General features: G+C 71.9%; 23 protein-coding genes and 1 pseudogene. 16 read left to right on the forward strand and 8 right to left on the reverse strand.

Going from position 1 to position 25,267, the window contains the following annotated elements; genetic code table 11:
* The first annotated feature begins 85 nt into the window (after positions 1–85).
* Positions 86–922 carry an SDR family NAD(P)-dependent oxidoreductase gene (locus tag ISP_RS24065; protein ID WP_013226448.1) on the forward strand — a complete coding sequence of 279 codons (837 nt, stop codon included), beginning with the start codon at positions 86–88 and terminating at the stop codon, positions 920–922.
* Positions 923–1,002: 80 nt separating this feature from the next.
* Positions 1,003–3,033 carry an MDR family MFS transporter gene (locus tag ISP_RS24070; protein ID WP_013226449.1) on the forward strand — a complete coding sequence of 677 codons (2,031 nt, stop codon included), beginning with the start codon at positions 1,003–1,005 and terminating at the stop codon, positions 3,031–3,033.
* A gap of 118 nt (positions 3,034–3,151) precedes the next feature.
* Here ISP_RS24070 and ISP_RS24075 read toward each other — a convergent pair whose 3' ends face one another.
* Positions 3,152–3,988 (reverse strand): PHP domain-containing protein, encoded by an 837-nt coding sequence (locus tag ISP_RS24075; protein ID WP_013226450.1) that lies wholly within the window; start codon positions 3,986–3,988, stop codon positions 3,152–3,154.
* Between the two features lie 40 nt (positions 3,989–4,028).
* On the opposite strand from ISP_RS24075, the gene ligD reads away from it, so the two are divergent.
* Positions 4,029–4,973, forward strand: coding sequence for a non-homologous end-joining DNA ligase (ligD, locus tag ISP_RS24080; protein WP_013226451.1), 945 nt, complete (start codon positions 4,029–4,031; stop codon positions 4,971–4,973).
* Positions 4,974–5,189: 216 nt separating this feature from the next.
* Here ligD and ISP_RS24085 read toward each other — a convergent pair whose 3' ends face one another.
* Positions 5,190–6,386 (reverse strand): thiolase family protein, encoded by a 1,197-nt coding sequence (locus tag ISP_RS24085; protein WP_013226452.1) that lies wholly within the window; start codon positions 6,384–6,386, stop codon positions 5,190–5,192.
* 130 nt (positions 6,387–6,516) lie between these two features.
* Here ISP_RS24085 and ISP_RS24090 point away from each other — a divergent pair, with 130 nt between their 5' ends.
* The 7 genes from ISP_RS24090 to ISP_RS24120 all read left to right on the forward strand — a co-directional run bounded on the left by ISP_RS24090 (position 6,517) and on the right by ISP_RS24120 (position 15,969).
* On the forward strand, positions 6,517–6,957 hold the full coding sequence (locus ISP_RS24090; RefSeq protein WP_013226453.1) for a winged helix-turn-helix transcriptional regulator: 441 nt from the start codon (positions 6,517–6,519) through the stop codon (positions 6,955–6,957).
* Between the two features lie 205 nt (positions 6,958–7,162).
* Complete coding sequence (locus ISP_RS24095; protein WP_013226454.1) at positions 7,163–10,747, forward strand: CARDB domain-containing protein; 3,585 nt, start codon at positions 7,163–7,165, stop codon at positions 10,745–10,747.
* 58 nt (positions 10,748–10,805) lie between these two features.
* Positions 10,806–11,570, forward strand: coding sequence for an SDR family oxidoreductase (locus tag ISP_RS24100; protein WP_230468923.1), 765 nt, complete (start codon positions 10,806–10,808; stop codon positions 11,568–11,570).
* Between the two features lie 96 nt (positions 11,571–11,666).
* The gene (locus ISP_RS24105) at positions 11,667–13,982 is read left to right on the forward strand and encodes a glycosyl hydrolase family 95 catalytic domain-containing protein (protein WP_013226456.1); all 2,316 of its coding nucleotides are present in this window, start codon (positions 11,667–11,669) and stop codon (positions 13,980–13,982) included.
* 57 nt (positions 13,983–14,039) lie between these two features.
* Positions 14,040–14,408 carry a DoxX family protein gene (locus ISP_RS24110; protein ID WP_013226457.1) on the forward strand — a complete coding sequence of 123 codons (369 nt, stop codon included), beginning with the start codon at positions 14,040–14,042 and terminating at the stop codon, positions 14,406–14,408.
* A gap of 14 nt (positions 14,409–14,422) precedes the next feature.
* A complete protein-coding gene (locus ISP_RS24115; protein WP_013226458.1) occupies positions 14,423–15,304 on the forward strand; it encodes a LysR family transcriptional regulator in 882 nt (293 codons plus the stop codon).
* Entirely contained in the window at positions 15,301–15,969 is a 669-nt protein-coding gene (locus tag ISP_RS24120; protein ID WP_013226459.1) for an HAD family hydrolase, read from the forward strand. The genes ISP_RS24115 and ISP_RS24120 overlap by 4 nt, the downstream gene beginning before the upstream one ends.
* 6 nt (positions 15,970–15,975) lie before the next feature.
* On the opposite strand, the gene ISP_RS24125 is transcribed toward ISP_RS24120, so the two are convergent.
* A complete protein-coding gene (locus ISP_RS24125; RefSeq protein ID WP_165476099.1) occupies positions 15,976–16,137 on the reverse strand; it encodes a hypothetical protein in 162 nt (53 codons plus the stop codon).
* A 175-nt stretch (positions 16,138–16,312) separates the two neighbouring features.
* Positions 16,313–17,488: pseudogene (locus ISP_RS24130) on the reverse strand (CaiB/BaiF CoA transferase family protein).
* Between the two features lie 153 nt (positions 17,489–17,641).
* Between ISP_RS24130 and ISP_RS24135 the strand changes: the two are divergent.
* Entirely contained in the window at positions 17,642–18,583 is a 942-nt protein-coding gene (locus ISP_RS24135) for a substrate-binding domain-containing protein (RefSeq protein WP_013226462.1), read from the forward strand.
* A gap of 7 nt (positions 18,584–18,590) precedes the next feature.
* Here ISP_RS24135 and ISP_RS24140 read toward each other — a convergent pair whose 3' ends face one another.
* Complete coding sequence (locus tag ISP_RS24140) at positions 18,591–19,202, reverse strand: HAD family acid phosphatase (RefSeq protein WP_013226463.1); 612 nt, start codon at positions 19,200–19,202, stop codon at positions 18,591–18,593.
* Between the two features lie 143 nt (positions 19,203–19,345).
* On the opposite strand from ISP_RS24140, the gene ISP_RS24145 reads away from it, so the two are divergent.
* Both ISP_RS24145 and ISP_RS24150 read left to right on the forward strand, forming a co-directional pair.
* Positions 19,346–20,668 carry a M20/M25/M40 family metallo-hydrolase gene (locus tag ISP_RS24145; protein WP_013226464.1) on the forward strand — a complete coding sequence of 441 codons (1,323 nt, stop codon included), beginning with the start codon at positions 19,346–19,348 and terminating at the stop codon, positions 20,666–20,668.
* A complete protein-coding gene (locus tag ISP_RS24150) occupies positions 20,668–21,549 on the forward strand; it encodes an alpha/beta fold hydrolase (protein WP_013226465.1) in 882 nt (293 codons plus the stop codon). Before ISP_RS24145 ends, ISP_RS24150 begins: the two co-directional genes overlap by 1 nt.
* 2 nt (positions 21,550–21,551) lie before the next feature.
* Here ISP_RS24150 and ISP_RS24155 read toward each other — a convergent pair whose 3' ends face one another.
* A complete protein-coding gene (locus tag ISP_RS24155) occupies positions 21,552–22,241 on the reverse strand; it encodes a methyltransferase domain-containing protein (RefSeq protein WP_013226466.1) in 690 nt (229 codons plus the stop codon).
* 28 nt (positions 22,242–22,269) lie between these two features.
* On the opposite strand from ISP_RS24155, the gene ISP_RS24160 reads away from it, so the two are divergent.
* The 3 genes from ISP_RS24160 to ISP_RS24170 are packed head-to-tail and all read left to right on the forward strand — an operon-like array spanning position 22,270 to position 24,005.
* Positions 22,270–22,647, forward strand: coding sequence for a MerR family transcriptional regulator (locus tag ISP_RS24160; protein ID WP_014467140.1), 378 nt, complete (start codon positions 22,270–22,272; stop codon positions 22,645–22,647).
* 31 nt (positions 22,648–22,678) lie between these two features.
* Positions 22,679–23,266: an ArsR/SmtB family transcription factor gene (locus tag ISP_RS24165; protein ID WP_176742088.1), complete on the forward strand. Its 588-nt coding sequence runs from the start codon at positions 22,679–22,681 to the stop codon at positions 23,264–23,266.
* Between the two features lies 1 nt (position 23,267).
* Entirely contained in the window at positions 23,268–24,005 is a 738-nt protein-coding gene (locus ISP_RS24170) for an SRPBCC family protein (protein ID WP_013226469.1), read from the forward strand.
* On the opposite strand, the gene ISP_RS24175 is transcribed toward ISP_RS24170, so the two are convergent.
* Positions 24,002–24,226, reverse strand: a complete 225-nt coding sequence (locus ISP_RS24175; protein WP_004561940.1) for a DUF5703 family protein — start codon at positions 24,224–24,226, stop codon at positions 24,002–24,004. The two genes, ISP_RS24170 and ISP_RS24175, sit on opposite strands and share 4 nt — an antisense overlap.
* On the reverse strand, positions 24,223–25,236 hold the full coding sequence (locus ISP_RS24180; protein ID WP_013226470.1) for a lipoprotein: 1,014 nt from the start codon (positions 25,234–25,236) through the stop codon (positions 24,223–24,225). The genes ISP_RS24175 and ISP_RS24180 overlap by 4 nt, the downstream gene beginning before the upstream one ends.
* Positions 25,237–25,267: the final 31 nt, after the last annotated feature.

Below are 25,267 nucleotides of genomic sequence, written 5' to 3' on the forward strand. Positions count from 1 at the left end.
GTGCAGTCGCGCTTTTCCTTTGCGCGCACGCGTTTCCGGTGGTCTGACCGCGCACCCGGGCCGGTCCCGGGTCACACTGGACGCCATGGGTTTCCTGGACGGGCGGGCCGTCGTGATCACCGGTGCCGGACGCGGGCTGGGACGGGCGTTCGCCCGGCACGCGGCCGAGAACGGGGCCGCGGTCGTCGTCAACGACGTCGACGCGGAACCGGCCCGCGAGACGGTGGCGGCGATCGTGGCGGACGGCGGGACCGCTGTGGCGAGCGTCGGGTCGGTGGCCGACGCGGCCTACGCCCGGTCGCTGATCAGCCAGTGCTGCACGCAGTTCGGGACGCTGGACGGGCTCGTCAACAACGCCGCGGTCGGCTACCACGCGCCGCCGTGGGAGGACGACGACGCCGAGCGGGCCCGCGCGCTGGTCGAGACCAACGTGCTCGGTCCGCTCCACTGTGGCACGGCGGCCGCGAAGGTCATGTGCGCCCAAGGCCGCGGTGTCATCGTCAACGTGACGTCGGGGTCGATGATCGGGCAGCGCCGGGCCGCCGCGTACTCGGCGTCGAAGGGCGCGGTGGCGTCGATGACCTACTCGTGGGCCGGGGACCTGGCGAACCACGGCGTGCGGGTCAACGCCGTCAGCCCGATCGCCTGGACCCGGCTGATGGCCGCCGACCCGAACGGGAACCCGGCCGCACCACCGCCCGAACGGGTGGCGCCGCTGGTGACCTACCTGCTCAGCGACCTCTCGGCCGGCGTCACCGGGCAGGTGCTGCGGCTCGCCGACGGGCACCTGCACGCCGTCCGGCAGCCGGCCATCATCCGGCCGGTCCTGCACCGGGAGAGCTGGACGGTGGAGGAGATCGCCGCGGCCGTCGCCGGCGAGCTCGTCCTCGAATCGCCGCCGGGGGACCGCTGGACCCTTTGAACGGCCCGGACCACCGGAACGGGTGGCTATCCACAGTGGACTTCGCGCACTAGCTTGGAGGCCGAGCGAGGAGGGCGGAGATGACGGCCACCGCGGAGGTCACCCCCGGCGCCGCGGTGCCGCCCGCCCTGAGCCGCGGCCGGATCAACGCCGTGTTCGGCGCCGTGCTGCTCGGCATGCTGCTGGCGGCGCTGGACCAGACCATCGTCGGGACGGCGCTGCCCACCATCGTCGGCGACCTCGGCGGCGCCGGGCACCTGTCCTGGGTCGTGACGTCCTACCTGCTGGCCGAGACGATCATGACCGTGGTCGTCGGCAAACTCGGCGACCTCTTCGGCCGCAAGCTGATGTTCCAGCTCTCGGTGATCGTGTTCGGGATCGGCTCGTTCTGCGCCGGGTTCGCCGACAGCATGGTCTGGCTGATCGTCTGGCGCGCGGTGCAGGGCCTGGGCGGCGGCGGGCTGATGGTCACCTCGACCGCGCTCATCGCCGACGTCGTTCCGCTGCGCGAGCGCGGCAAGTACCAGGGCGTGCTCGGCTCGGTGTTCGGCGTGGTGACCGTGGCCGGCCCGATGCTCGGCGGCTTCTTCGTCGACCACCTGTCGTGGCGCTGGGCGTTCTACGTCAACATCCCGCTCGTCGTCGTGGTGCTGGTGGTGGCGTCCTCGGCGATGCCGAACGCGCGGGCCGCGGTCAAGCCGGTGATCGACTACCTCGGCATCCTGCTCATCGGCCTCGCCGCGACCGGCCTGACCCTGGTGACCAGCTGGGGCGGCACGCAGTACGCGTGGGGCTCGCCGGTGATCATCGGGATGGCGGCAGGCTCGGTGGTGCTGCTCGCGGCGTTCGTCTTCGTGGAGCTGCGGGCGCAAGAGCCGATGCTGCCGATGCGGCTGTTCCGCAACCCCGTGTTCACCGTCGGCGGGATCATGAGTTTCGTCGTGGGCTTCGCGATGCTCGGCGCGTTGTCCTACCTGCCGACGTACATGCAGTACGTCCAGGGCACGTCCGCGACGACGTCCGGGGTCCGGCTGCTGCCGATGGTGCTGGCGCTGCTCGTCGCGTCGATCGCCGCGGGCAACGCGGTGAGCCGCACCGGCCGGTACAAGATCTTCCCGCTCGCCGGGGCCGCGGGCATGACGATCGGCTTGTACCTGCTGTCCCGGCTGGACACCGACACCGGCTTCTGGGAGGCCTCGGCGTACATGGCCGTGCTGGGGCTCGGCATCGGGCTCGGCATGCAGGTGCTGACCATCGCGGTGCAGAACACCGTCGACTACGCCGACCTCGGCGTCGCCACCTCGGGCGTGACGTTCCTGCGCTCGATCGGCAGCTCGTTCGGCGCGGCGATCTTCGGCACGGTGTACGCGAACCAGCTGACGCCCCAGCTGGCCGCGCTTCCAGTGCCGCGAGGGGTCGACCCGCGGGCGCTGCAGGTGCCCACGGCGTTGCACGCACTGCCGGAGGCGGTTTCGGCACCGGTGATCAAGGCCTACAGCGACTCGTTGCACGTCGTGTTCCTCGCGGCGGCCCCGGTCGGCCTGGTGGCGTTCGCGTTGGCGTTCTTCCTCAAGGAGGTCCCGCTGCGCGACACGGCCCGCGCGGCGGCCCCCGACCTCGGCGACGGCTTCGCGATGCCGGAAGCCCGCACCGACGACCGCGAGCTCGAACGCGCGGTCGCGACGCTGTTCTTCCGCGAGCGCCGGAAGGTGGCACCGGCGATCGTCGAACGGGCCGGGGGAGACCTCGACGAGGGCGGCATCTGGTGCCTGTTGCAGGTCCACCTGCGGGAACGCCGCGGTTCGCCGGCGACGCTCCGGGCGATCGGCGAGGACTTCGGCGTGCCGGCGCCGGTGCTGGAACCGGCGTTCAACCGCCTGGAGCTGACCGGACATCTCCGGTACGCCCGCGACGGCTGGGAGCTGACGTCCGCGGGCCGCGAGGAGTTCGGGAAGGTGGTCCAGGCCTGGCACGACTGGCTGGCCGAGCGCCTCGGCGACTGGGGAACGAGCGACCGCGCCGAACTGGACGCGGCCATCGGCCGGGTCGCGGCGCGGCTGATGGACCAGAGCGCGGAATCGCGGACCTCCGGGCGCCACGCCCTGGCCTGACCCCCGCCGCTCGGGGCCGGCTTGCCTACGGGCCCGGTGCCAGCGCCCCAATGTGGCCTTCGGTGCGTTCAACGCACCCAAGGCCACATTGGGGCGCTTGGGGCGAGCCGCGGCCGGGTCAGCGGCGCCAGAAGTCGTGCGGGGTGCGGCCTCTTCGAAAGCCGCACGCCTCGGCCAGCGCCGCTGCGTCCGTGAAGCCGTGGCCGACCAGCCCCGGCTCGTGGGCGTCGCTGCCGAACGCCACTGCGTCGCCGCCCACCTCGAACCACCACCGGACCACCTCGCCCGGCAGCGGCACCTTCGTGTTCACCTCCAGTGCGCGGCCGCTCGCCTTCAGCGCCCGCAGCACCGCGCGGAACTCCGCCTCGAAGTCCGCCGCCACGAACGGCGGGCCCTCGCCCGGCCACGACCGCAGCGCGTAGTCGATGTGGGCGAGCACCGCGAAGTCCGCCGTCGACTCGGCCAGGCCCAGCACCTCGCCGAGGTAGGCCCGCAGCAGCTCGCCCGGTGGCCGGTCCGACACGGCCGTCAGCTCACGGTGGTGCTCGCCGTCCGGCAGGGAGTGCACCGAGCCGAGCACGCGGTCGAAGTCGTGGGCCGCCAGCAGCGCGTCGGCGCGCGGACGGTGCCAGTGCGGCTCGCTGAGCTCCACTCCGGACAGGATCCGCAGCCCGGGAAACCGCGCACGGCACTGCTCGACGCACGCCAGGTACCCGGCGACGTCGAGCTCCGGCGGCTCCAGGACGCCGTCCGGACGCAGCCGCACCCGGAAGTGGTCCGGCAGCAGCGGCCGGATCGGCTCCGGCATCAGCCACGGCGTCAGGTCCGCGTGCTCGGTGAACGCCACGGACGGCAGCCCCAGCTCGAGCGCCCGCTCGCACGAGCCGATCATCGAGCCGGTGACCGTGTCCCATGACCATTCGGTGTGGACGTGACCGTCCGTCGGGAGGCTCACCGAGCCCACCGTAGCGGCGATTTGGGTTAGCGTCTGACCCATGGCGGACAAGGCTGTGGAACTCGAAGTCGGGCACCGGACCGTCCGGATCTCCAACCCGGACCGGGTCTACTTCCCGGCCCGCGGCGAGACGAAGCTCGACCTGGTCAACTACTACCTCTCGGTGGGCGACGGCATCGTCAACGCCCTGCGCGAACGCCCCTGCATGCTGCACCGGTTCCCGTCCGGCGTGGCGGGGGAGAAGGTGCACCAGAAGCGCGTCCCGAACGGCGCGCCGCCGTGGCTGGAAACCGTCCGGGTGACCTTCCCGCGCTACAACCGGCACGCGGACGAACTGTGCGTCACCGAGCTCGCGCACGTCGCCTGGGCCGTGCAGATGTCCACAGTGGAGTTCCATCCGTGGAATTCCCGCCGGGCCGACACCGAGAAGCCTGATGAGTGGCGGATCGACCTGGACCCGATGCCTGATTGCGGCTTCGACCGGGTTCGCCGGGTTGCGCACGTGGCCCACGAGATCCTCGACGAGCTTGGTGCAGTCGGGTGGCCGAAGACCTCCGGGGGGCGTGGTCTGCACATTTATGTCCGGATCGAACCGCGGTGGGGCTTCACCGACGTCCGCCGGGCTGCGCTGGCTTTTGCTCATGAGGTGGAACGGCGTGCTCCGGATGACGTCACCACGACTTGGTGGCGGAAGGATCGGGATCCGCGGCTGCTGTTCGTCGACTACAACCAGAACGCGCGGGACCACACTATTGCCAGCGCTTACTCGGTCCGGGGTAATCCTGAAGGCACCGTGTCGACGCCGATCCGGTGGACGGAGATCGATGATGCCGAGCCCGGGGACTTCACGATTGCCACCGTTCCGGCGCGGTTTGCCGAGGTGGGGGATCTTCATGCCGGGATGGATGATGCCGTTTTCTCTCTTGATCCGCTGCTGGAGTGGGCTGATCGGGATGGGGTTGAGGAGCCGCCTGAGCCGGCTTGATGCGTTCTTTCCTGCTGTCCGCAACCCCGAAGCCGCGATCGTGACTACGGCCGGCGGTACCGCGTCAAGGCGGGAAAGCGTGCCTTGACCCGGCACCGCCGGCCGTGTTTTGGCTTCGGATCGGGGTTGCGGGGGGTCTGGGTTCCGTTCGGGGACGCTTTGCGCTGTCTGCCGGCGGTGGGTCGGTCTGCCGCCGGCGGGTGGCCTGCCGTGCTGTCAGTTCAGGCGTTCGATGATTGTCGCGTTGGCCAAGCCGCCCGCCTCGCACATCGTCTGCAGGCCGTAGCGGCCGCCCGTTTGCTCCAGCACCGACAGCAGCGTTGTGGCCAGGCGGGCGCCGCTTCCGCCCAGGGGGTGGCCGAGGGCTATTGCGCCGCCGTTGATGTTGGTCCTTGCCGGGTCCGCTCCGATTTCGCGCTGCCAGGCCAGTACGACGCTGGCGAATGCCTCGTTGACCTCGAACGCGTCGATGTCCGAGACCTCCAGGCCCGCGCGTGCCAGGACCTTGCGGGTCGCCGGGATGATTCCGGTCAGCATGAACAGCGGGTCGTCGCCGGCTACGGCGAAGCTGTGGATGCGGGCTCGCGGCTTTAGTCCCAGCGCCTTCGCCGTCTCGGCGCTGGTGATGAGCAGCGCCGCCGCGCCGTCGTTGATCGGTGAGGAGTTGCCCGCGGTTACGTGCCAGCCTAGGTCCGGGAAGCGCTGCTCCCAGACGTCCGCGCGGAACGCGGGCTTCAGGCCGGCGAGGATCTCCGACGTGGTGCCGGGCCGGACTGTCTCGTCGGTCGTGATCTCGCGCAGCGTTCCGTCAGGCCCGGGCGCTTTGAGCGGGGCCACTTCGCCGGCGAACTTGCCGTCCGCCCACGCCTTTGCGGCGCGCTGGTGGCTTTCCGCCGAGAACTCGTCCAGCTGGGCCCGGGTGAAGCCCCACTTGGCGGCGATGAGCTCCGCGCTGATGCCCTGCGGCACCAGCCCGTCCGGGTAGCGCGCGGCGATCTGCGGGCCGAACGGGTCGCGGCCGGCCACCTGGCTGCCCATCGGCACCCGGCTCATCGACTCGACGCCGGAGGCGATCACCACGTCGTACGCGCCCGCGATGACGCCCTGTGCGGCGAAGTGGATCGCCTGCTGGCTGCTGCCGCACTGGCGGTCGACGGTCACCGCGGGCACCGACTCCGGCAGTCCGGCGGCGAGCGCGGCCCAGCGCGCGGTGTTCATGCTCTGCTCGCCGATCTGGCCGACCGCGCCGCTGATCACGTCGTCGATCCGGACCGGATCGACGCCGGTGCGCTCGACGAGCGAGCGCAGGGCGTGGGCGTGCAGGTCGACCGGGTGCACCCCGGCGAGCGTGCCGCTCGGCTTGCCCTTGCCGATCGGGGTCCGTACCGCGTCGACGATCACCGCGTCCGTCATGGCGTCTGCCTCCTCGCAGATGGGGATGTCTTCGGTATACGCCGGGTCGGTTGGAATCCACAACTCAGCTGTTCCGCACGTCACACCCTGCTGACGTGCTAGGTTGGATTTTCAACCCCGTGGAGGTGGCATGGTCCGGCGTGGTCGCGAATGTTCGGTCGCCGAGGCGCTGGAGATCGTCGGCGAACGGTGGAGCCTGCTCGCGCTGCGGGAGATCATGCTGGGCGAGCGGCGGTTCAACCAGATCGCCGAGAACACCGGGGCCAGCCGGGACATCCTGGCCGCGCGGCTGCGCAAGCTCGTCGACGCGGGCGTGCTCGAGAAGGTCCAGTACGAGAACCACCCGCCGCGCCACGAGTACCACCCGACCGAAGCCGGCCGCGCGCTCCAGCCGGTCCTGCTCGGGCTGATGGCGTGGGGGGATAAGTACGTCCACCAGGGTGAACCGCCGACCCTCTGGCGCCACGCCTGCGGTGAGGTGCTGGAACCGGCCACCGTCTGCGTCCACTGCGGCGACCCGGTGAACGCCCCGGGCACCCACGCGATCCGCCTGGGCGCCGTGCACGCCTGACCCCCATTCCTCCGAAGGCCTCCTCGCATCGGTGCGAGGAGGCCTTTTCCGCGTCCGGCCGTTGACTTGAGACCCACGTCACTGTAACTCTTGAACGAATCACCGCAAGAACCTGACAGCGCCGCGAGAAATCACGGCAGCGGTCAGGAAGCCCTCGGTCTTCGCTCGAGTCGTCTCCCCTCCTCCCCGGATCAAGAGGAACTCCATGAGAACGAAGCGGCTTCTGTCGCGCGCGGCCACCTACGCCGCCCTGTCCCTGCTCCTCGCCACTCCCGCCGTGGCCGCGAGCGCTGCTCCGGCCACATCCGCGGCCACCCGGGTCGCCGTCCAGGCCGCCGCGGCGACCTACACCGCCAGCAGCCAGCTCGCCGGCTATCCCGTTGCGAACGTCGGCGACGGCAACCAGGCCACCTACTGGGAGAGCACGAACAACCAGTTCCCGCAGTGGGTCCAAGCCGACTTGGGCACCGCCACGAACGTCGCCCAGCTGGTGCTGAAGCTGCCCGCGAACTGGGAGGCCCGCACCGAGACCTTCGCGGTCCAGGGCAGCACGACCGGCACGGGCTTCAGCGACCTGGTCCCGTCGGCGGGCTACCGGTTCGATCCCACGACGGCCAACACGGTCACGGTGAACCTGACCGCGAACACCCGATACGTCCGCCTGAACGTCACGGCGAACACCGGCTGGCCCGCCGCGCAGCTGGCGGAGTTCGAGGTGCACGGCCCCGCCGGTGGCGACACCCAGCCGCCGTCGGCACCCGGCAACCTCGCCTACACCCAGCCCGCGAGCGGCCAGATCCGGCTCACCTGGTCGGCGTCCACCGACAACACCGGCGTCGCCGGCTACGACGTCTACGCGAACAACCAGCTGCGTGGCAGCGTCGCCGGGAACGTCCTGACCTACACCGATGCCCAGCCCGACGGCGCCACCGTCTCGTACTTCGTCCGCGCGAAGGACGCCGCGGGCAACCAGTCGGCGGACAGCAACACGGTGACGCGCACCGGCACCCAGGCCGGCACGAACCTGGCGCTGGGCAAGCCGATCACGGCGTCCTCGACGGAATGGACGTACGTCGCGGGCAATGCCAACGACGACTCCCTGGCCACGTACTGGGAAGGCGGTGGCGGGACCTACCCGAACCTGCTGACCGTCGCACTCGGCGCGAACGCCGACCTGAACCAGGTGGTCGTGAAGCTCAACCCCGATCCGGCGTGGGGTCCGCGGACCCAGACGATCGCCGTCGAAGGCCGGGAGCAGAGCGCGTCCGCGTTCACCACCCTCGCCGCCGCGCAGACCTACAGCTTCAGCCCCGCGACCGGCAACTCCGTGACGATCCCGCTCGGCGGCCGCGCCGCCGACGTCCGCCTGCGCGTCACCGCCAACTCCGGCGCGGGCGGCGGGCAGGCCGCGGAGTTCCAGGTCTTCGGCGTCCCCGCGCCCAACCCGGACCTGACGATCTCGGGGGTGTCCTGGTCGCCGCAGAACCCGGTGGAGACCGACGCGATCACGACGTCGGCGACCGTCCGCAACGCCGGGACGGCGGCTTCGGGCGCGACCAACGTCAACTTCTACCTGGGCACGACCAAGGTCGGCACCGCGAACGTCGGCGCGCTCGCCGCCGGGGCGTCGACGACCGTGGCGGCGAACATCGGGACCCGGGACGCGGGCAGCTACTCGCTGACCGCCAAGGTCGACGAGGCCAACGCCGTCATCGAACAGAACGAGGCCAACAACTCCTACACCGCCTCGACGGTCCTGGTCGTCAGCCCGGTGCAGAGCTCCGATCTCGTCGCGGCGACCGCGTGGTCACCGGGCAACCCCTCGGCCGGCAACACGGTCACCTTCACCACGACCCTGCGCAACCAGGGCACGATCGCGTCCGCGGGCGGCGCCCACGGCGTCACGGTGACGATCAGCGACCAGAACGGCACCCTCGTCAAGACGCTGACCGGCAGCTACACCGGGACGATCGCCGCCGGCGCCACCGCGGCGCCGGTCACCGTCGGCACCTGGACCGCGGCCAACGGCCGGTACACCGTGAAGACGGTCGTCGCGAACGACGCCAACGAGCTGCCGGTGAAGCAGGGCAACAACACCAGCACGCAGCAGCTGTTCGTCGGCCGGGGCGCCAACATGCCGTACGACATGTACGAAGCCGAGGACGGCGTCGTCGCGGGCGGCGCGGCCGTGGTCGGCCCGAACCGCACGATCGGCGACCTCGCCGGCGAGGCGTCGGGCCGCAAGGCCGTCACGCTGAACTCGACCGGCTCCTCGGTCGAATTCACCACCCGCGCGGCGACCAACACCCTCGTCACCCGGTTCTCCATCCCGGACGCGGCGGGCGGTGGCGGCATCGATTCGACGCTGAACGTGTACGTGAACGGCACCTTCCTCAAGGCGATCGACCTGACCTCGCACTACGCGTGGCTCTACGGCGCCGAAACCGGCCCGGGCAACTCGCCGGGCGCCGGGCCGCGTCACCTCTACGACGAGGCGAGCACGCTGCTCGGCACCACCGTGCCCGCGGGCAGCCGGATCAAGCTGCAGAAGGACGCGGCGAACACGACGAACTACGCGATCGACTTCGTCAGCCTCGAGCAGGCGACCGCGAAGGCGAACCCCGACCCGGCGCACTTCGCGGTGCCTGCCGGGTTCACCCAGCAGGACGTCCAGAACGCCCTCGACAAGGTCCGGCAGGACGCCACCCTCACCGGGGTCTACCTGCCGGCCGGGAACTACCCGCTGTCGAGCAAGCTGAACGTGTACGGCAAGGCCGTCACGGTCACCGGCGCGGGACCGTGGTTCACGAAGTTCTCCGCGCCTTCGGGTCAGGAGAACACCGACATCGGCGTCGACGTCCAGTCGAGCGCCAACGGGTCGACGTTCAGCGGGTTCGCCGTGTTCGGCAACTACACCTCCCGCATCGACGGCCCCGGCAAGGTGTTCAACCTGACGAACGTGGCGAACCTGACGATCGACGACCTCTGGGTGGAGCACCAGGTGGTCATGGTCTGGGGCACCAACGTGGATGACACCACGATCAAGAACTCCCGGATCCGCGACACCTTCGCCGACGGCGTCAACCTCACCAACGGCAGCACGGGCAACCACGTCGTCAACAACGAAGCCCGGTCCACCGGCGACGACAGCTTCGCGCTGTTCGCCGCGACGGACATCAACCAGGGCAACCAGTACGGCAACGTGTTCGAGAACCTGACCGCGCTCACCCCGTGGCGCGCGGCCGGGCTCGCGGTGTACGGCGGGTACGACAACACCTTCCGGAACCTCTACATCGCGGACACGCTGACCTACTCGGCGATCACGATCAGTTCGCTCGACTTCGGCTACCCGTTCCTCGGGTTCGGGCCGCAGCCGACGACGGTCCAGAACGCCTCCCTCGTCCGCGACGGCGGCCACTTCTGGGGCCAGCAGACGTTCCCGGCGATCTGGCTGTTCTCCGCGTCCAAGGAGTTCCGCGGCATCCGGGTGTCCGATGTGGACATCCAGAGTCCGACCTACAGCGGCGTCATGTTCCAGACCAAGTACGACGGCACCACGCCGGAGCACCCGGTCGAGGACACCGTGCTGACGAACGTGTCGATCACCGGCGCCCACCGCAGCGGGGACGCCTTCGACGCGAAGTCCGGGATCGGGATCTGGGCCAACGAGCTGCCGGAACCGGGCCAGGGCCCGGCCGTCGGCTCGGCGACCTTCACCGGGCTCACCCTGGCCGACAACGCCGAGGACATCCGCAACCGCACCACCACCTTCACCATCAACCGCAACTGAGCAAAGCCGCGCGGGCCCGCCGGGAAACCGTTCCCCGGCGGGCCCGCACCGTGCCAGGATGACGCCGGAGGTGGTCGACGTGCGGATCCTGGTCACCGGCGGCACCGGAGCTCTGGGCACTGCGGTGGTGGCCCGGCTGCGGGCGGCGGGGGAGGAGGTCCGCGTGCTGAGCCGCCGGGCCGCCCCGGACGTCGTCCGCGGCGACCTGCGGACCGGGCGTGGCGTCGACACCGCCGTCGCCGGGGTGGACGTGGTCGTCCACTGCGCCACCGACTACCTCGGGCGGGAAGCGCAGCTCGCGCGCACGCTGATCGAGGCGGCGCGGTGGGCCGGCGGGCCGCACCTGGTCTACGTCTCGATCGTCGGCGTCGACCGGGTCCCGCTCGGCTACTACCGGGCCAAACTCGAGACCGAGCACCTGTTCGCCGCCTCGGGCCTGCCGCACACGATCCAGCGGGCCACCCAGTTCCACGGCCTGGTCCGCACCCTGCTGGCGGGCGCGTCCCGGCTGCCGGTGGTGCCGGTGCCGCGCATCTCGTTCCAGCCGGTCGACGTCCGCGACGTCGCCCGCCGCCTTGCCGGCCACACACTGGACGACCCGGCCGGCCGGGCGCCCGACTTCGGCGGCCCGGAGATCCTCTCGGCGGCCGAGCTGGCCGAGGCGGTTGCCGAGGCGAGCGCGCGGCGCCGGCGGATCGTGCCGCTCAAGGTGCCGGGGGAGACGTTCCGGGCCTACGCCGACGGCGGGCACCTGGCCCCCGGGCACCGCGACGGCGAAATCACGTTCCGCGAGTACCTGGCCGAGCGAGCCGATCACGGATAACCGGCCCATCCCGGTGATTCTTGACCACCGGCGTGGATAGATCCTATGTTTGGCGGGCTTCACGGCCGTTTTCCGCCAACGCCGAACGGATGACTCATGCCGGAACTGCCTCTCCCGCCGTCGCGGCGGTCCTTCCTCAAGCTCGGTGGCGCGGTCGGCGCCGGTGTTGCGCTGGGTGGCTTACGTCCCTTTACTGCCAAAGCCGATGTCGTCCGACCGGCCGGGGAAGACCTCGCCCCGCCGTCGCCGGCCGGCACCCTGTGGTACCCGGCGCCCGCGAGCGAGTCGAAAATCATCGAACAGGGTCTGCCGATCGGCAATGGTCGGATCGGTGCCCTCGTCGGGGGTGACCCGGCGGCCGACTTCCTCTACCTCGCCGACGCGTCGCTGTGGACCGGCGGCGCCAACGACGTCCTCCAGGACGACGGCCAATTCCCGTACGAGACCGAGAAGTTCGGCACGCTCGGCCTGCTCGCGAAGCTGCGGATCGCGGTCCCGGCGCACACGGGTGTCACGGACTACCGGCGCACCCTCGATCTGGCCAACGGCCTGGTCGTGATCACCTACCGGTACCGGGGCGTGCAGTACCGCCGCGAGTACTTCGCGAGCCACCCCGACGACGTCGTGGTGGTCCGGCTCAGCGGCGGACCCGTCACCGGCTCGGTGACGCTGGAACCCACCCGCGGCGAACCGGCGGCCGGTGCCGGAGCGTTCACCGGCACGTTCGCCAACGGCCTGAAGTACGCCTGCACGGTGACGACGTCCGGCGGTCTCGCCTTCAGCGGGAGCAGCGAGGTCGTCGTCGTGCTCAGCGGCGGCACGAACTACGTCCCCGACGCGGCGCGGGAGTTCCTCGACGCATCCCTCGACCCCCTGGCCTTGGCGAAGCGGAAGGCGGCCGGGGCCCTCGCCGCCGGCGCTCGCGCGCTGCGGGCCACCCACGTCGCCGACTACCGGCGTCTCTACGACCGGATGAGCGTGGACCTCGGGCAGTCACCGTCGGCGAAGCGGGCACTGGACACGTGGTCGCGGCTGGTCGCCCGCCACGACCAGCCGGACGTGCCCGACCCGGAGCTGGAGGCGAGCTACCTGCAGTTCGGGCGCTACCTGACGATCACCGGCTCGCGCGACGGCCTGCCGATGGGCCTGCAGGGCCTGTGGCAGAACACCAACACGCCGGACTGGATGAGCGACTACCACACCGACATCAACCTCCAGATGAACTACTGGCTGGCCGACCGCGCGGCGCTGCCCGGGAGCTTCACTGCCCTGGCCGATTACTGCCTCGCGCAGCTTCCCGTGTGGGCGGACAGCACGAACCGGCTGTTCAACGACTCTCGCAACCGGTTCCGCAACACCAGCGGGAAGGTGGCCGGCTGGGCGGTCGCGTTCTCCACGAACATCTACGGCGGCTCCGGCTGGTGGTGGCACCCCGGCGGCAACGCGTGGCTGTGCAACTCGCTCTGGGACCACTACGCCTTCACCCAGGACAAGGCGTACCTCGCGCGGATCTACCCGCTGCTCAAGGGGGCGGCCGAGTTCTGGGAGGCGCGGCTGATCCCGATGACCGTCGACGGCCGCGAGGTGCTCGTCGACGACCACGACTGGTCGCCCGAACACGGTCCGCAGGACGCCCGCGGGATCACCTACGCGCAGGAGATCGTCTGGGACCTGTTCGAGCACTACCGCGAGGCCACCGCGGTGCTGGGCCGCGACCGCGCGTACGGCGACCGGATCGCCGGGCTGCAGAAGAAGCTGTACCTGCCGAAGGTGAGCCCGTCGACCGGCTGGCTCGAGGAGTGGATGTCGCCGGACAACCTCGGCGAGACCACGCACCGGCACCTGTCCCCGCTGATCGGCTTCTTCCCGGGCGACCGCATCGCGGCCGACTCGGCCCCGCGCGAGCTGCTCGACGGCGTCCGGGCGTTGCTGATCGCGCGCGGGATGGACAGCTTCGGCTGGGCGACCGCGTGGCGCTCGGCGTGCTGGGCGCGGCTCAAGGACGCCGATCGCGCGTACCAGCTGCTGCTCACCGTGCTGCGGCCGTCGGTGGCGAACGGCAACGGCACCGCGCCCAACTTCTTCGACATGTACAGCCAGGGCAGCTACACGATCTTCCAGATCGACGCGAACCTCGGCGCACCCACCGCGATGCTCGAAATGCTCGTCCACTCGCGGCCGGGGGTGCTGGAGCTGCTCCCGGCGCTGCCTTCGGCGTGGGCGGCTTCGGGCCGGGTGACCGGGATCGGCGCGCGGGGCGGGTTCGAGGTCGACCTCGAATGGCGGGCCGGCAAGGTCACGCAGGCGATGATCCGCAGCGTCGGCGGCACCCGGCTCGAGGTCCGGGCCGGGACTTGGCGGCGAACGATCACCTTGCGGCCCGGTGCGTCGGTCACGGTCCGGCCAAGTTGAGACACGTCCTCCGGAAAACGGTGTAGGGTTCAACTACTTTTCCGACCGGAGGTAACCGTGAACGTCGTCCTGTGGATCGCGGCGGGCCTGCTCGCCGTGATGTACCTGTTCGCCGGGGGCATGAAGCTCGCGACCCCGCGCGAGAAGCTGCTGGAAAACCCGAACATGGGCTGGACGGCGGACTTTTCCGCGGCGGCGGTGAAGGGCATCGGCGCGGTGGAGGTCCTCGGCGCGCTCGGGCTCATCCTGCCGCGGGCGCTGGACATCGCCCCGGTGCTGACGCCGCTGGCGGCCACCGGGCTGGTGCTCGTCCAGGCCGGGGCGATCGTCGTGCACGCGCGCCGGAAGGAGACGAAGGCCCTGCCGATGAACGTCGTGCTGCTCCTGCTGGCGGCGTTCGTGGCGGTGGGCCGGTTCGCGGGCTAATACCCTGGAACCCGATGGACGTCGATCTGCGCAAGCTGCGCTACTTCGTGGCGGTCGCCGAAGAACTGCACTTCGGGCGCGCCGCCGTGCGGCTGCACATCGCGCAGCCGGTGCTTTCGCGGCAGATCCGGGCCCTGGAAGGCGAGCTGCGGGCGCAGCTGTTCCGGCGCGACAGGCGGTCCACCGAGCTCACCGCGGCGGGGCTCCAGCTGCTGGAGGACGCGCGGCCGCTGCTGGCCTCGGCCGACGCCCTCCGCCGCCGGGTCGGCACGGCCGCGCGCGGTACCTCGGCGTTCACCGTGGCGTTCATGCCGGGCATCACGGTCACCGGCGCGGTCCGCGAGCTCTCGGCGCGGCACCCCGGCCTCACCGTCGAGCTCCTGCGCACGACGTGGGACGACCAGACCGAAGTCCTCCACGACGGCCGCGCCGACGTCAGCGTGATCCGGCTGCCGGTGGACCGGCGCGGGCTCAGCGTGCGGCCGCTGTTCCGCGAGCCGCGCGTGGCCGTGCTGCCCGCCGGCCACCGGCTGGCCGGCAAGGAATCGGTGCGGGTCGGCGACCTCGCGGACGAGCACCTGCTCAACGATCCGGACGCGGTGCCGGAGTGGCGCGATGTCGCGGTCGAGCTGCGCGAAGGCACCGCACCGGCGCGGCGGGGCTTCCGGAGCGTGGAGGAGAAGCTCGAGCACGTGGCCGCCGGGCGGGGAATCGCGGTCGTCCCGCGGTCGACGTCGGAGTACTACACCCGGTCCGACGTGGCGCGCGTGCCGGTCGAGGACCTGCCGCCGAACGAGGTGTGCCTGGCGTGGGTATCCGGCCGTCGGTCGCGGGTGATCTTCGAGTTCGCGGAGATCTTCGCGGACCTGGCCGGCGCAGGGGAAAGGACACGATGATCCGCTGGGCGACGTTCGACTGCTTCGGCACGCTGGTGGACTGGCGCCACGGCATCGCCACCGGGCTCGAGCTGCTGTACCCCGGCCGCGGCGCGGAGCTGCTGGAGGTCTACAACCGGTTCGAGCCGCAGGTGCAGGCCGAGGTGCCGGTGCGGCGGTACCGGGAGGTGCTCGCCGAGTCCGTGCGCCGGACCGCGGCCGAAGCCGGGCTGGAGCTGGTGGCGGACGACGCTTCGGTGCTCGGGACCGGGCTGCCGTACTGGCCGGTCTTCCCGGACACCCGGCCGGCGCTGGCCGCGTTGCGGGAAGCGGGCTGGCGCCTCGCGTTGCTGACCAACTGCGACCGCGACCTCATCGGCGAGACCCAGCGGCGGCTCGCGGTGCCGATCGACGCGATCGTGACCGCGGAGGACGTCGGCGAGTACAAGCCGGGGCACGGTCACTTCCGGCGGTTCGCCGCGTCCTTCGACGCCACGGCCGCGAACTGGGTGCACGTGGCGCAGAGCCACTTCCACGACATGGTGCCGGCCCAGGCGCTGGGCATCCCGCGCGTGTGGGTCAACCGGCACGCCGGTCCGCAGGACCCGGCGGTGGCGGACGCGGTCCTGCCCGATCTCGGCGGCCTGGCCGAGACGGTCGAGCGGGTGCACGCCGGAGCCCGCTGACCGCCGTCACGGGTGGCGCACCCCGGCCCGGCGGGGCGGGAACACCGCGGCCCACAGGTTCTTCCACGGCTTCGCCGGGTGCCGCTCCCTCGGCACCGGTGCCGGGCGCGTCCCGGCCCGGTAGTCCATCTCCACCTGCACCCAGTCGTGGATCCAGTCGCCTCGCACGGCGGCTCCTTTCGTCGTGGAGCCCACGATCGTCCTGAGGGGCCGGCGCCGGCATCGGGTGAACGCGCAGTCCGGCGCCGGCCGACCCCTTACCCGCACTCGTGGCCGCGACGCCGTTCCCCTTCGTGCCCGGCGAGCTGGGCCGCCGGGTCGACGCTGCCGAACGCCGGCCGCGCTACACCGCGCCCTGGCGTCGCAGCACTTCGGCGTCGAAGCCGAACTCCCTCAGGACCGCGTCCGTGTGCTCGCCCAGTGCCGGCACCGGGTCCATCCGCGGCGCCCGGCCCGGGACCGTGATCGGCGGCAGCGTCGCCCGGATCGACCCGGCCGGCGTCGCGACCTCGGCGAACCGGTCGCGCGCGGTGAGCTGGGGGTGGGCCAGGACGTCCGGCAGGTCGCGGCGGCGGGCGTGCGCGATGCGGCCCTCCTCCAGCCGCGTCTCCAGCTCGGTGCCGGTGAGCTCGGCGAAGATCGCGTCGATCCCGGCTTCCAGCGCGGCCCGGTTCGTCACCCGCGCGCTGCCCGTGGCGAACCGGGCGTCGGTGACCCAGTCCGGGCGGCCGACCGCGTGCTCGCAGAACGCCGCCCACTCGCGGTCGTTCTGGACCGCCAGCACCAGCTCGGTCCCGTCGCCCGCGGAGAAGGTGCCGTAGGGGGCGATCGCGGCGTGGCTGGTGCCCGTCCGCGGTGGCGGTGTCCCGCCGTACCCGGCGTAGTACAGCGGGAAGCCCATCCATTCGACGAGCGAGTCGAACAGGCTGACTTCGAGCTCGGTGCCCCGCCCGGTCCGCTCACGGTCGTACAGCGCGGACAGGATGCCGGAAAAGGCGTACATGCCGGCGCCGATGTCCGCGGCCGGGATGCCGCTCTTGGCCGGCTCTTCGGCGGACCCGGTGACCGACACCAGCCCGGCTTCGGACTGGATGAGCAGGTCTTACGCCTTCGCGTCGCGGTACGGCCCGGTCGAACCGTAGCCCGACACCGAGCAGGTGATCAGCCGGGGCCGGGTCGCGCGCAGGGCGGCCGCGCCCAACCCGAGCCGCTCCGCGACGCCGGGTGCGAAGTTCTGCACGAACACGTCGGCGCGGTCCAGCAGCGCGGCCATCACGCCGGCCGCCGCGTCGCTCTTGAGGTCCAGCGTGACGCTCTCCTTCGACCGGTTCAGCCAGACGAAGTGGCTGGAGAGGCCGTGCACGGTTTCGTCGTAGGTGCGGGCGAAGTCGCCGGTGCCCGGCCGCTCGATCTTGAGCACGCGGGCCCCGAGGTCGGCCAGGTGCCGGGTGGCCAGCGGCGCGGCGACGGCCTGTTCGCACGACACGACGGTGACGCCGTCGAGGGGCAAGGAGCGCATGGCCGCATCCTGCCACCCGGACCCCGGCGTGATCGTGCGCGGACGAGCGGGCCGGATCCGCTGGAGTTTCGGGCAAAACCGTTGACGGCCCCCGACCCGGCTTGCAATCTGAATCGATCAGCTGACTCCGGCGAGCGGCGAGCGAGGTGCCCGATGGGCAGGGTGCGGCAGGCCGACATCGCGCGCGTGGCCGGGGTTTCCCAGGCGACCGTGTCGGTGGTGCTCGGCGGCAACCGCACCGGAGTCCGGCTCGCCGAGTCGACGCGGTTGCGCGTGCTGGAGGCCGCCCAGCGGCTGGGCTACGCCGATCCACTCGCGAAGCGGCAGGCGGGCCACGACCTCTTCGGGATCTGCGCCGCCGGCCCGGTGTTCGAGGCGCACCAGGCGGTACTGGCCGGTATCGCGGCGGAGGCGGCCGCGCTCGGCAAGGACCTGATCATGTTCGCCGCCTCGGGTCCCGCGCTCGTCCGCCGCACCCGGCTCGCCGACGGCTGCCTGTTCGTCGGCGGTTCCGTTCCCGTGGAGCTGCTCACCGGCGGCTTTCCGATCGTCCACATCGGCCGCCGGGCGGAGCTCGGCGGCCGCGTTCCGTGCGTCGACGCCGATTACGCGTCGGCCTCGGCCGAGGTGATCACCCGGCTGGTGCGGGCGGGCCACCGGCGGATCCGCTACCTGCGCGAGCCGGCCGACACCCCGGCCGCGCGCGAACGCGAACGCGGAATCCGCACCACGGCCGGCACGGCCGGCCTGGTGCTCGGCACCGACGCCACCGCCCTCGACGCGGCGGCGGTCCGCGGCTGGCTCGACGACGGCGTGACCGCGCTGGTGGTCGACGAGGCCGTGGTCGCCCCGGCGCAGCGGGCCTTGCGGGCGGCCGGGGCGACGGTGCCCGGCGAAGTCTCCCTGGCGGTCCTGGGCCGCCCGCCGTCCGGGACGGCGGGCCCGGAGATCAGCGGCTTCGAACTGCCGCGGCGCGCGCTCGGGCGCGAGGCGGTGCGGCTGCTGGCGTCGGTGGTGGTGGGCACGGGGGCAGGGGAGCATCGGCTGCTCACCTGCCCGCCGGTGGCCGGGGAGACGATCGCTCCCGTCGCCTGAACCGGGGTCAGGACAGGACGCCGTCGTAGTCGGGCAGTTTGAAGGTCCGCTCGGCGTGCCCGCCATCGAGGTCGGTCCGGTTGTTGCCGACGTTCGCGACGATGGTGTACCCGGCCTGTTCGATGGCGGCCCGGGCCTTGGTCTTGTTGGCCTGGACCGGATCGAAGTTGAACAGGGGACGCAGGTAGAGCCCGTCGACCGGGTAGCCGACGGCCTTCAGGTTGCCTTCCGTGGGCCACCGGAGGAGTTCGGTGCGGTCGCTGACGAAGAAGACCGCGGCCCCCTTGGACTTGGCGAGCTCGGCGAGCGCCAGGACCGGCTTCACCGCGGGGGTGGTGATCCCGCCGGAGTAGTAGGTCTCCAGGCTGGTGTTGTCGATGTCGAGCACGATCGCGGTCCGGCCGCCCGGCACGTCGAGCCGCCCGGCGAGGTAGTCGGCGGCGGGCGTGGTGACCGCGGTGACATCCGCGATCCAGGTGGCGTAGGCGGGAGCGGCGGCCGAGACGGCGGCCGGCGCGGCCGCGGAACGGGCATCGGCGGTGCCGGCGCTGCCGAGCAGCAGCAGGACGGAGGAGGCGACGCCGGCGACGGCGAGCCGCGCCTTCGAAGTGGACGACATGGCTGACAGTCCACCAGCCCGCCGCGGCGGAGCGTACCGGCAAGTAGCCGAATTTGTTTCATGTTCTGCCGGGGTGCACTGTGGACGGCACCCGGTGTTCCCACGGCCAGCGCACCCGGCCATCCGGGTGATAGGAATGGCCGGTGACCGAACCGAACCTGATCGAAGCCGCCGCGGCCGAGGCCGTCACGCTGACCAGCGAGCTCATCCGCATCGACACGACCAACACCGGCGATCCCGACACGCTGGTCGGCGAGCGGGCGGCGGCCGAGTTCGTCGCGGAGAAGCTGACCGACGCCGGCTACGAGATCACCTACGTCGAGTCGGGTGGGAAGAACCGGCACAACGTGATCGTCCGGCTGGAAGGCGCGGATCGCGAGCGGGGCGGGCTGCTCATCCACGGTCACCTCGACGCCGTGCCCGCCGATCCGTCGGAGTGGTCGGTCCACCCCTTCTCCGGCGCGATCCAGGACGACTACGTCTGGGGCCGCGGCGCGGTCGACATGAAGGACATGTGCGGGATGGCGCTCGCGCTGGCCCGGCACTACAAGCTGCACAACGTCGTGCCGCCGCGCGACCTCGTCTTCGCCTTCCTGGCCGACGAGGAGGCCGGCGGCAAGTACGGCGCCCAGTGGCTGGTCGAGAACCGGCCGGAGCTGTTCGAGGGCGTCACCGAGGCGATCAGCGAGGTCGGCGGCTTCTCGATCACGCTCAAGGACGACGTCCGCGCCTACCTCATCGAGACCGCGGAAAAGGGCATCCGCTGGATGAAGCTGCGCGTGCGCGGCACCGCCGGGCACGGTTCGATGATCCACCGCGACAACGCGGTCACGAAGCTGGCGGAGGCCGTGGCGAAGCTCGGCAACCACCGGTTCCCGCTCGTGCTCACCGACTCGGTGAAGGAATTCCTCGCCGGGGTCACCGAGATCACCGGCTGGGACTTCCCCGAGGACGACCTGGAGGGCTCGGTCGCCAAGCTGGGCAACATCTCCCGGATGATCGGCGCGACCCTGCGCGACACGGCCAACCCGACCATGCTCACCGCCGGGTACAAGTCGAACGTCATCCCGTCGGTCGCCGAGGCGGCCGTCGACTGCCGGATCCTGCCGGGGCGCCTGGAGGCCTTCGACCGCGAGCTCGACGAGCTGCTGGGCCCGGACATCGAGAAGGAGTGGATGGAGCTCCCGCCGGTCGAGACGACCTTCGACGGCGCGCTCGTGGACGCCATGAGCGCGGCGGTCCTGGCCGAAGACCCGGGCGCGAAGACGCTGCCGTACATGCTTTCCGGCGGCACTGACGCGAAGTCGTTCCAGGAGCTGGGGATCCGCAACTTCGGCTTCGCGCCGCTCAAGCTGCCCGCGGACCTCGACTTCTCGGCGCTCTTCCACGGCGTCGACGAGCGGGTTCCGGTCGAGGCGCTGAAGTTCGGCACCCGCGTGCTGGACCGGTTCCTGCGCACCAGTTGATGACCGGGTTCGCGCTCGCCGACGGCACGCTCCTGCAGGTGATCCGCAGGGGCGACCCGGGCGCGCCGGTGACCGTGGTGTTCGTCCACGGCTACGCGCTCGACCAGCGCAGCTGGGGCCGGATCGCGCCGCTGGTGCCGGACGCCGCCGGCGGGCCGGTGGCCGTGCTGACCTACGACCAGCGCGGACACGGCGGCTCGGAGCGGGCGCGGCGCGGGACGGCGACCATGGCCCAGCTCGGCGACGACCTCGCCGAGCTGCTGGCGCGCGAGGTGCCGGCGGGCCAGGTGGTGCTGGTCGGCCACGACATGGGCGGCCTGGCCATCATGTCGCTTTCGCAGCGGCACCCCGAGCTGTTCGCCGCGCGGGTGGCGGGGCTGGTGCTGCTGGCGACGTCGTCGGGCACGCTCGCCGCGGAGGTCTCGGCGGCCTGGCCGAACGCGCTGGGGAAGCTGGCCCGTGACCTCGAGGCGGTGCTCGGCTCCAAGCTGTTCGGCGTCGTGCGGGAGCGCACCAGCCGGGCGGTCAACGCGGGGCTGCGCTGGTGGCTCTTCGGCGACGACCCGGACCCGGACCTCGTCGAACTGACCGTGAAGATGATCCGCGGCAACTGGCCGCACACCGTGTCGCTGTTCCGCCCGGCCATGGACGCCTATGCCCGCGAAGCGGCGTTGGCACAGGTCGCCGACCTGCCGGTGACGGCGATCGTGGGGGAGCGGGACCGGATCGTCCGTGCGTCCGATGTGGAGCAGTGGGTCCGCGGCCTCGGCAACGGGACGGCCGTGGTGCTGCCCGGCGTCGGGCACGTCGTGCCGCTGGAGGCCGCGGCCCAGGTGCTGCCGCGGATCGTGGCGCTGGTCAACGCCAGCCGGCGGAGCTGAGCTCACCCGGCGCGGGTCCCCGCGGTGAGGAAGATCGGCACGGCGACGAACAGCCGGTCGTCGCGGGCCCGGGCGGCCTGCTCGGCCAGCCAGGCCCCTTCGCCACCGAGGTTGGCGAGCACCGGCAGGGCCGCGGAGTCGGTCCACACGAGCGTGTGGACGTCGACGGTGACGTCGGTGAACCCGTTGTCCAGCAAGAGGTTCCGGTACCGCCGCGCGATCCGGGGGTGGGGCATGCCGTCCGCGCGGGCGTGGACGATCGACCGGGTGCGGGCGGGATCGTCGGAGTCGATCACGATGGTGTCCCAGTCCTGGCCGGTGAGCACCGCGCGGCCGCCCGGGGCCAGGACGCGACGGGCCTCGCCGACGGCGCGCGCGGGTTCGGGCAGGACGTGCAGGACCTTGTCGGCGCGGTAGCCGGTGACCGAGCCGTCGTGGAGGGGCAGGGCGGTGGCGTCGGCGACGTGGAACTCGCCGGCGGGCCAGCGGGCGGCGGCCGTCTCGATCATGGCCGGGTCGGCGTCGACGCCGATGGCCCGCACCCCGCGGGCGGCCAGTTCGCCGACGGCCCGGCCGCTGCCGCAGCCGACGTCGACCACGACGTCACCGAGGGCCGAGTAGGTGCGTTCCCGCAGGTCGACGGCTTGCGGGCGGTCGTCGAGGGCGTCGAGGAGCGTGAGCAACGTGGACATGGCGCCCATCCTGCGACTTAATGCCGGGATGAAGTCAATCGGCGAAGTGGCGGCCCGGTTCGGGCTGCCCGCCCACGTGTTGCGCTACTGGGAGGCGGAAGGGCTGCTGAGCCCGGCCCGCGTGGGTCCGCGGCGCCGCTACACCGATGCGGACGTGCACCGGGTGGCCGCCATCCTGGTCGCGAAGGAAGCCGGCTTCGAGCTCGCGGACATCCGGACGATGCTGACCGCCCGGTCCGCGGCGGACCGCGCGGCGATGGCGGCCCGGCAGCGCGAGCGGCTGCGGGCCCGGATCGCCCGGGCACAGGCCGCACTCGAGCTCCTGGAGGGCGACTGCCGGCACGACGACCTCATGGCGTGCCCGCACTTCCAGGACCTGCTCGGCCGACAGCTCGAGCGTTCTTGACAACTTCTCTGTTCGGCTGGATGCTGGGCGGATGTTTCCCGTGGCGGTGATCGAAGACGCGGCGGCGGCCGAGGTGTCGCTGGACCCGGTCCGGGCCCGGCTGCTGGCCGAACTGGCCGAGCCGGCGTCGGCGACGATGCTCTCCACCCGCGTCGGCCTGCCGCGCCAGAAGGTCAACTACCACCTGCGGGCGCTGGAGAAGCACGGCCTGGTGGAGCTGGTCGAGGAACGCCGCAAGGGCAACGTGACCGAGCGGATGATGCGGGCGACGGCGGCCTCGTACGTCATCTCGCCGACGGCGCTGGCCGCGGTCCAGCCGGACCCGGCCCGCTCGCCCGACCGGCTCTCGGCGCGGTGGCTGCTCGCGGTCGCCGGCCGGCTGGTGCGCGACGTCGGCCTGCTGATCACCGGCGCGGCGAAGGCCCAGCAGCGCGTCGCGACCTTCGCGCTCGACGGCGAGGTGCGGTTCGCCTCCGCCGCCGACCGGGCCGCGTTCGCCGAGGAGCTCACCACCGCCGTCACGACGCTGGTGGCCAAGTACCACGACGAGACGGCCGGGAAGGGCCGCCGCCACCGGGTGGTCGTCGCCGTGCACCCGAGCGTCCCGGAGGAGTCCTGAGATGGGGCCCGAATTCGAACTCGTCGACACCGCCGAGGTCGGCGCCACGCCCGAGCAGGTGTGGGCCGCCATCGCGACCGGCCCCGGCATCGACTCGTGGTTCATGGGCCGCAACGAGGTCGAGGGCGGCACCGGCGGCACGGTCCGCGGCGCCTTCGGCGGCTACGAGCCGGAGTACCGGATCCGCGAGTGGGAACCACCCGGAAAACTGGCCTACGGCAGCGAGACCGCGCCGGACGGACGGCGGATCGCCTACGAGTTCCTCGTCGAGGGCCGCGCGGGCGGCAGCTCGGTGATCCGCTGCGTCACCAGCGGTTTCCTGCCCGGCGACGACTGGGAGGACGAGTTCGAGGCGATGACCGCGGGCGGCGCGCTGTTCTTCCGCACCCTGGTCGAATACGTCACGTACTTCGCGGGCCGCACGGCGGTGCCGGTGACCGCGTTCGGGCCGCCGGTGGGGGACTGGGAGCAGGTGTGGACGCGGCTGGGCACGGCCCTCGGCCTGCCGGCGCGGCCCGCCGAAGGCGACCGCGTGCGGATCGAGCCGGGCGGCCGGGAGGGTGTGGTCTACCTCGTCAACGACCAGGCCGTGGGCGTGCGCACCGGGGAAGCGATGTACCGGTTCCTGCGCGGCTTCCACGGGCCGATGGTCGCCTCCCACCACGTCTTCACGCCGGGAACCGACCCCGGGACCGAGGAGAAGGCCTGGGGCGAGTGGCTGAACCGGGTGTTCGGCTAGGTCGGCAGGGCGCCGGGCAGGCTCTGGGCCGTCTTCTTGCGGCGCAGCCAGACCCGGCGCGTCCCGTCGGCGTAGAGCCGCACGGTGCGCAGTTCCCAGCCCGCGAACTCCGCGTGGATGGAGAGCTGGATCGCCGCCGCACGCCGGGACACGCCCGGGGGGAGGTGCAGACGGCGATACTCCCAATCCCCTTCGACCACCGCCTCGCTGACCGCTGTCATGGCTGGATCACCTGGGTCCCTTCTCCGGCGGCCGAGCCGACGATCACCCGGCCGCTCTTTTCGTCCACCCCGACCGAGTCCGGCTGGCGCACGGTGGGGAACCGGTACTTCTCCACGGGCTCGCCGCCGCGGACGTCGAACCCGGCCACTTCGTTCCGCTCGGTCAGCGTCACCCACGCCAGGCTGCGCGTCGCGTCGTAAGCGATCCCGTACGCTCCGCCGGGCACCGGGTACCGCTGCTTCAGGATCAGCGGGGCCGCCGAGAACGCCAGCAGTGCGCCCGCCCGCGCGTCGGTCACGAGCACCCGCCCGTAGGAGTCCGCCACGGCGTTCGCGGCGCCGTCGCCCGCCCGCAGGCCCTCGTCGACCTTCCCGGCCGCGACGTCGACCGAGAACACCGCCGTCCGCAGCCGGTCCAGCACCACCACGCCGGACCCGGTGTCGACCACGTCGTCGGCGCTGTAGAGCTGCCCGCCGATCGTCCGCGCCGGACCCGCCGCCGGCAGCACCCGGATGTCCTTGGCCGCCCCCATCGCGACCAGCCGATCCGTCCCGAACGCGATGCTCGACGCCGGCTGCCCGCCCGTCTTCGTCTCGGTCAGCTTCCGGTCCGGCAACGTCAGCTGCTGCACCACACCCTGCTCGGGTTCGGCGATCTCGACCCGCCCCGGCGTCACCGTCAGCCGCGAGACCTTGCCGTATAACGGCATATTCACCGGGGCTGACACGAGCACGTTCAGGTCGTACAGCTGCAAAGCCGGTGGCGAAGAAACCGCAACGACGAGGGTCGACGTCTTCGCGTCCACGGCGACGGCCGAGACCGAGCCTTCGCCGAGCACCTGACCGGCGGGCTTCACGGTCACGACGGGGGAGACGGCCGGGCGCGCGGCGGTCGGGTTCGCCACGATCTGCAGGTCGTCGGTGGTCGACTTGGCGGACGAACAGCCCGAGAGCACGAGGGCACCGGCGAGCGGGAGCACGATCCACGACACGGCGGCGAACCGACGCACGTTGCTGCCTCCAGGGGTCCCTCGGCGGGCG

This window comes from Amycolatopsis mediterranei (assembly GCF_026017845.1).
In the GTDB taxonomy this organism is placed as follows: Bacteria; Actinomycetota; Actinomycetes; order Mycobacteriales; family Pseudonocardiaceae; genus Amycolatopsis; species Amycolatopsis mediterranei.

What these genes read in the sequence shown, in the direction of transcription:
- ISP_RS24175 (WP_004561940.1), bottom strand. Translation starts at nt 24,226, where the DNA reads ATGACAGCGGTCAGCGAGGCGGTGGTCGAAGGGGATTGGGAGTATCGC.
- ISP_RS24085 (WP_013226452.1), bottom strand. Translation starts at nt 6,386, where the DNA reads ATGACGGACGCGGTGATCGTCGACGCGGTACGGACCCCGATCGGCAAG.
- ISP_RS24070 (WP_013226449.1), top strand. Translation starts at nt 1,003, where the DNA reads ATGACGGCCACCGCGGAGGTCACCCCCGGCGCCGCGGTGCCGCCCGCC.
- ISP_RS24120 (WP_013226459.1), top strand. Translation starts at nt 15,301, where the DNA reads ATGATCCGCTGGGCGACGTTCGACTGCTTCGGCACGCTGGTGGACTGG.
- ISP_RS24155 (WP_013226466.1), bottom strand. Translation starts at nt 22,241, where the DNA reads ATGTCCACGTTGCTCACGCTCCTCGACGCCCTCGACGACCGCCCGCAA.
- ISP_RS24115 (WP_013226458.1), top strand. Translation starts at nt 14,423, where the DNA reads ATGGACGTCGATCTGCGCAAGCTGCGCTACTTCGTGGCGGTCGCCGAA.
- ligD (WP_013226451.1), top strand. Translation starts at nt 4,029, where the DNA reads ATGGCGGACAAGGCTGTGGAACTCGAAGTCGGGCACCGGACCGTCCGG.
- ISP_RS24105 (WP_013226456.1), top strand. Translation starts at nt 11,667, where the DNA reads ATGCCGGAACTGCCTCTCCCGCCGTCGCGGCGGTCCTTCCTCAAGCTC.
- ISP_RS24135 (WP_013226462.1), top strand. Translation starts at nt 17,642, where the DNA reads ATGGGCAGGGTGCGGCAGGCCGACATCGCGCGCGTGGCCGGGGTTTCC.
- ISP_RS24165 (WP_176742088.1), top strand. Translation starts at nt 22,679, where the DNA reads ATGTTTCCCGTGGCGGTGATCGAAGACGCGGCGGCGGCCGAGGTGTCG.
- ISP_RS24100 (WP_230468923.1), top strand. Translation starts at nt 10,806, where the DNA reads ATGACGCCGGAGGTGGTCGACGTGCGGATCCTGGTCACCGGCGGCACC.
- ISP_RS24150 (WP_013226465.1), top strand. Translation starts at nt 20,668, where the DNA reads ATGACCGGGTTCGCGCTCGCCGACGGCACGCTCCTGCAGGTGATCCGC.
- ISP_RS24140 (WP_013226463.1), bottom strand. Translation starts at nt 19,202, where the DNA reads ATGTCGTCCACTTCGAAGGCGCGGCTCGCCGTCGCCGGCGTCGCCTCC.
- ISP_RS24065 (WP_013226448.1), top strand. Translation starts at nt 86, where the DNA reads ATGGGTTTCCTGGACGGGCGGGCCGTCGTGATCACCGGTGCCGGACGC.
- ISP_RS24095 (WP_013226454.1), top strand. Translation starts at nt 7,163, where the DNA reads ATGAGAACGAAGCGGCTTCTGTCGCGCGCGGCCACCTACGCCGCCCTG.
- ISP_RS24160 (WP_014467140.1), top strand. Translation starts at nt 22,270, where the DNA reads ATGAAGTCAATCGGCGAAGTGGCGGCCCGGTTCGGGCTGCCCGCCCAC.
- ISP_RS24170 (WP_013226469.1), top strand. Translation starts at nt 23,268, where the DNA reads ATGGGGCCCGAATTCGAACTCGTCGACACCGCCGAGGTCGGCGCCACG.
- ISP_RS24090 (WP_013226453.1), top strand. Translation starts at nt 6,517, where the DNA reads ATGGTCCGGCGTGGTCGCGAATGTTCGGTCGCCGAGGCGCTGGAGATC.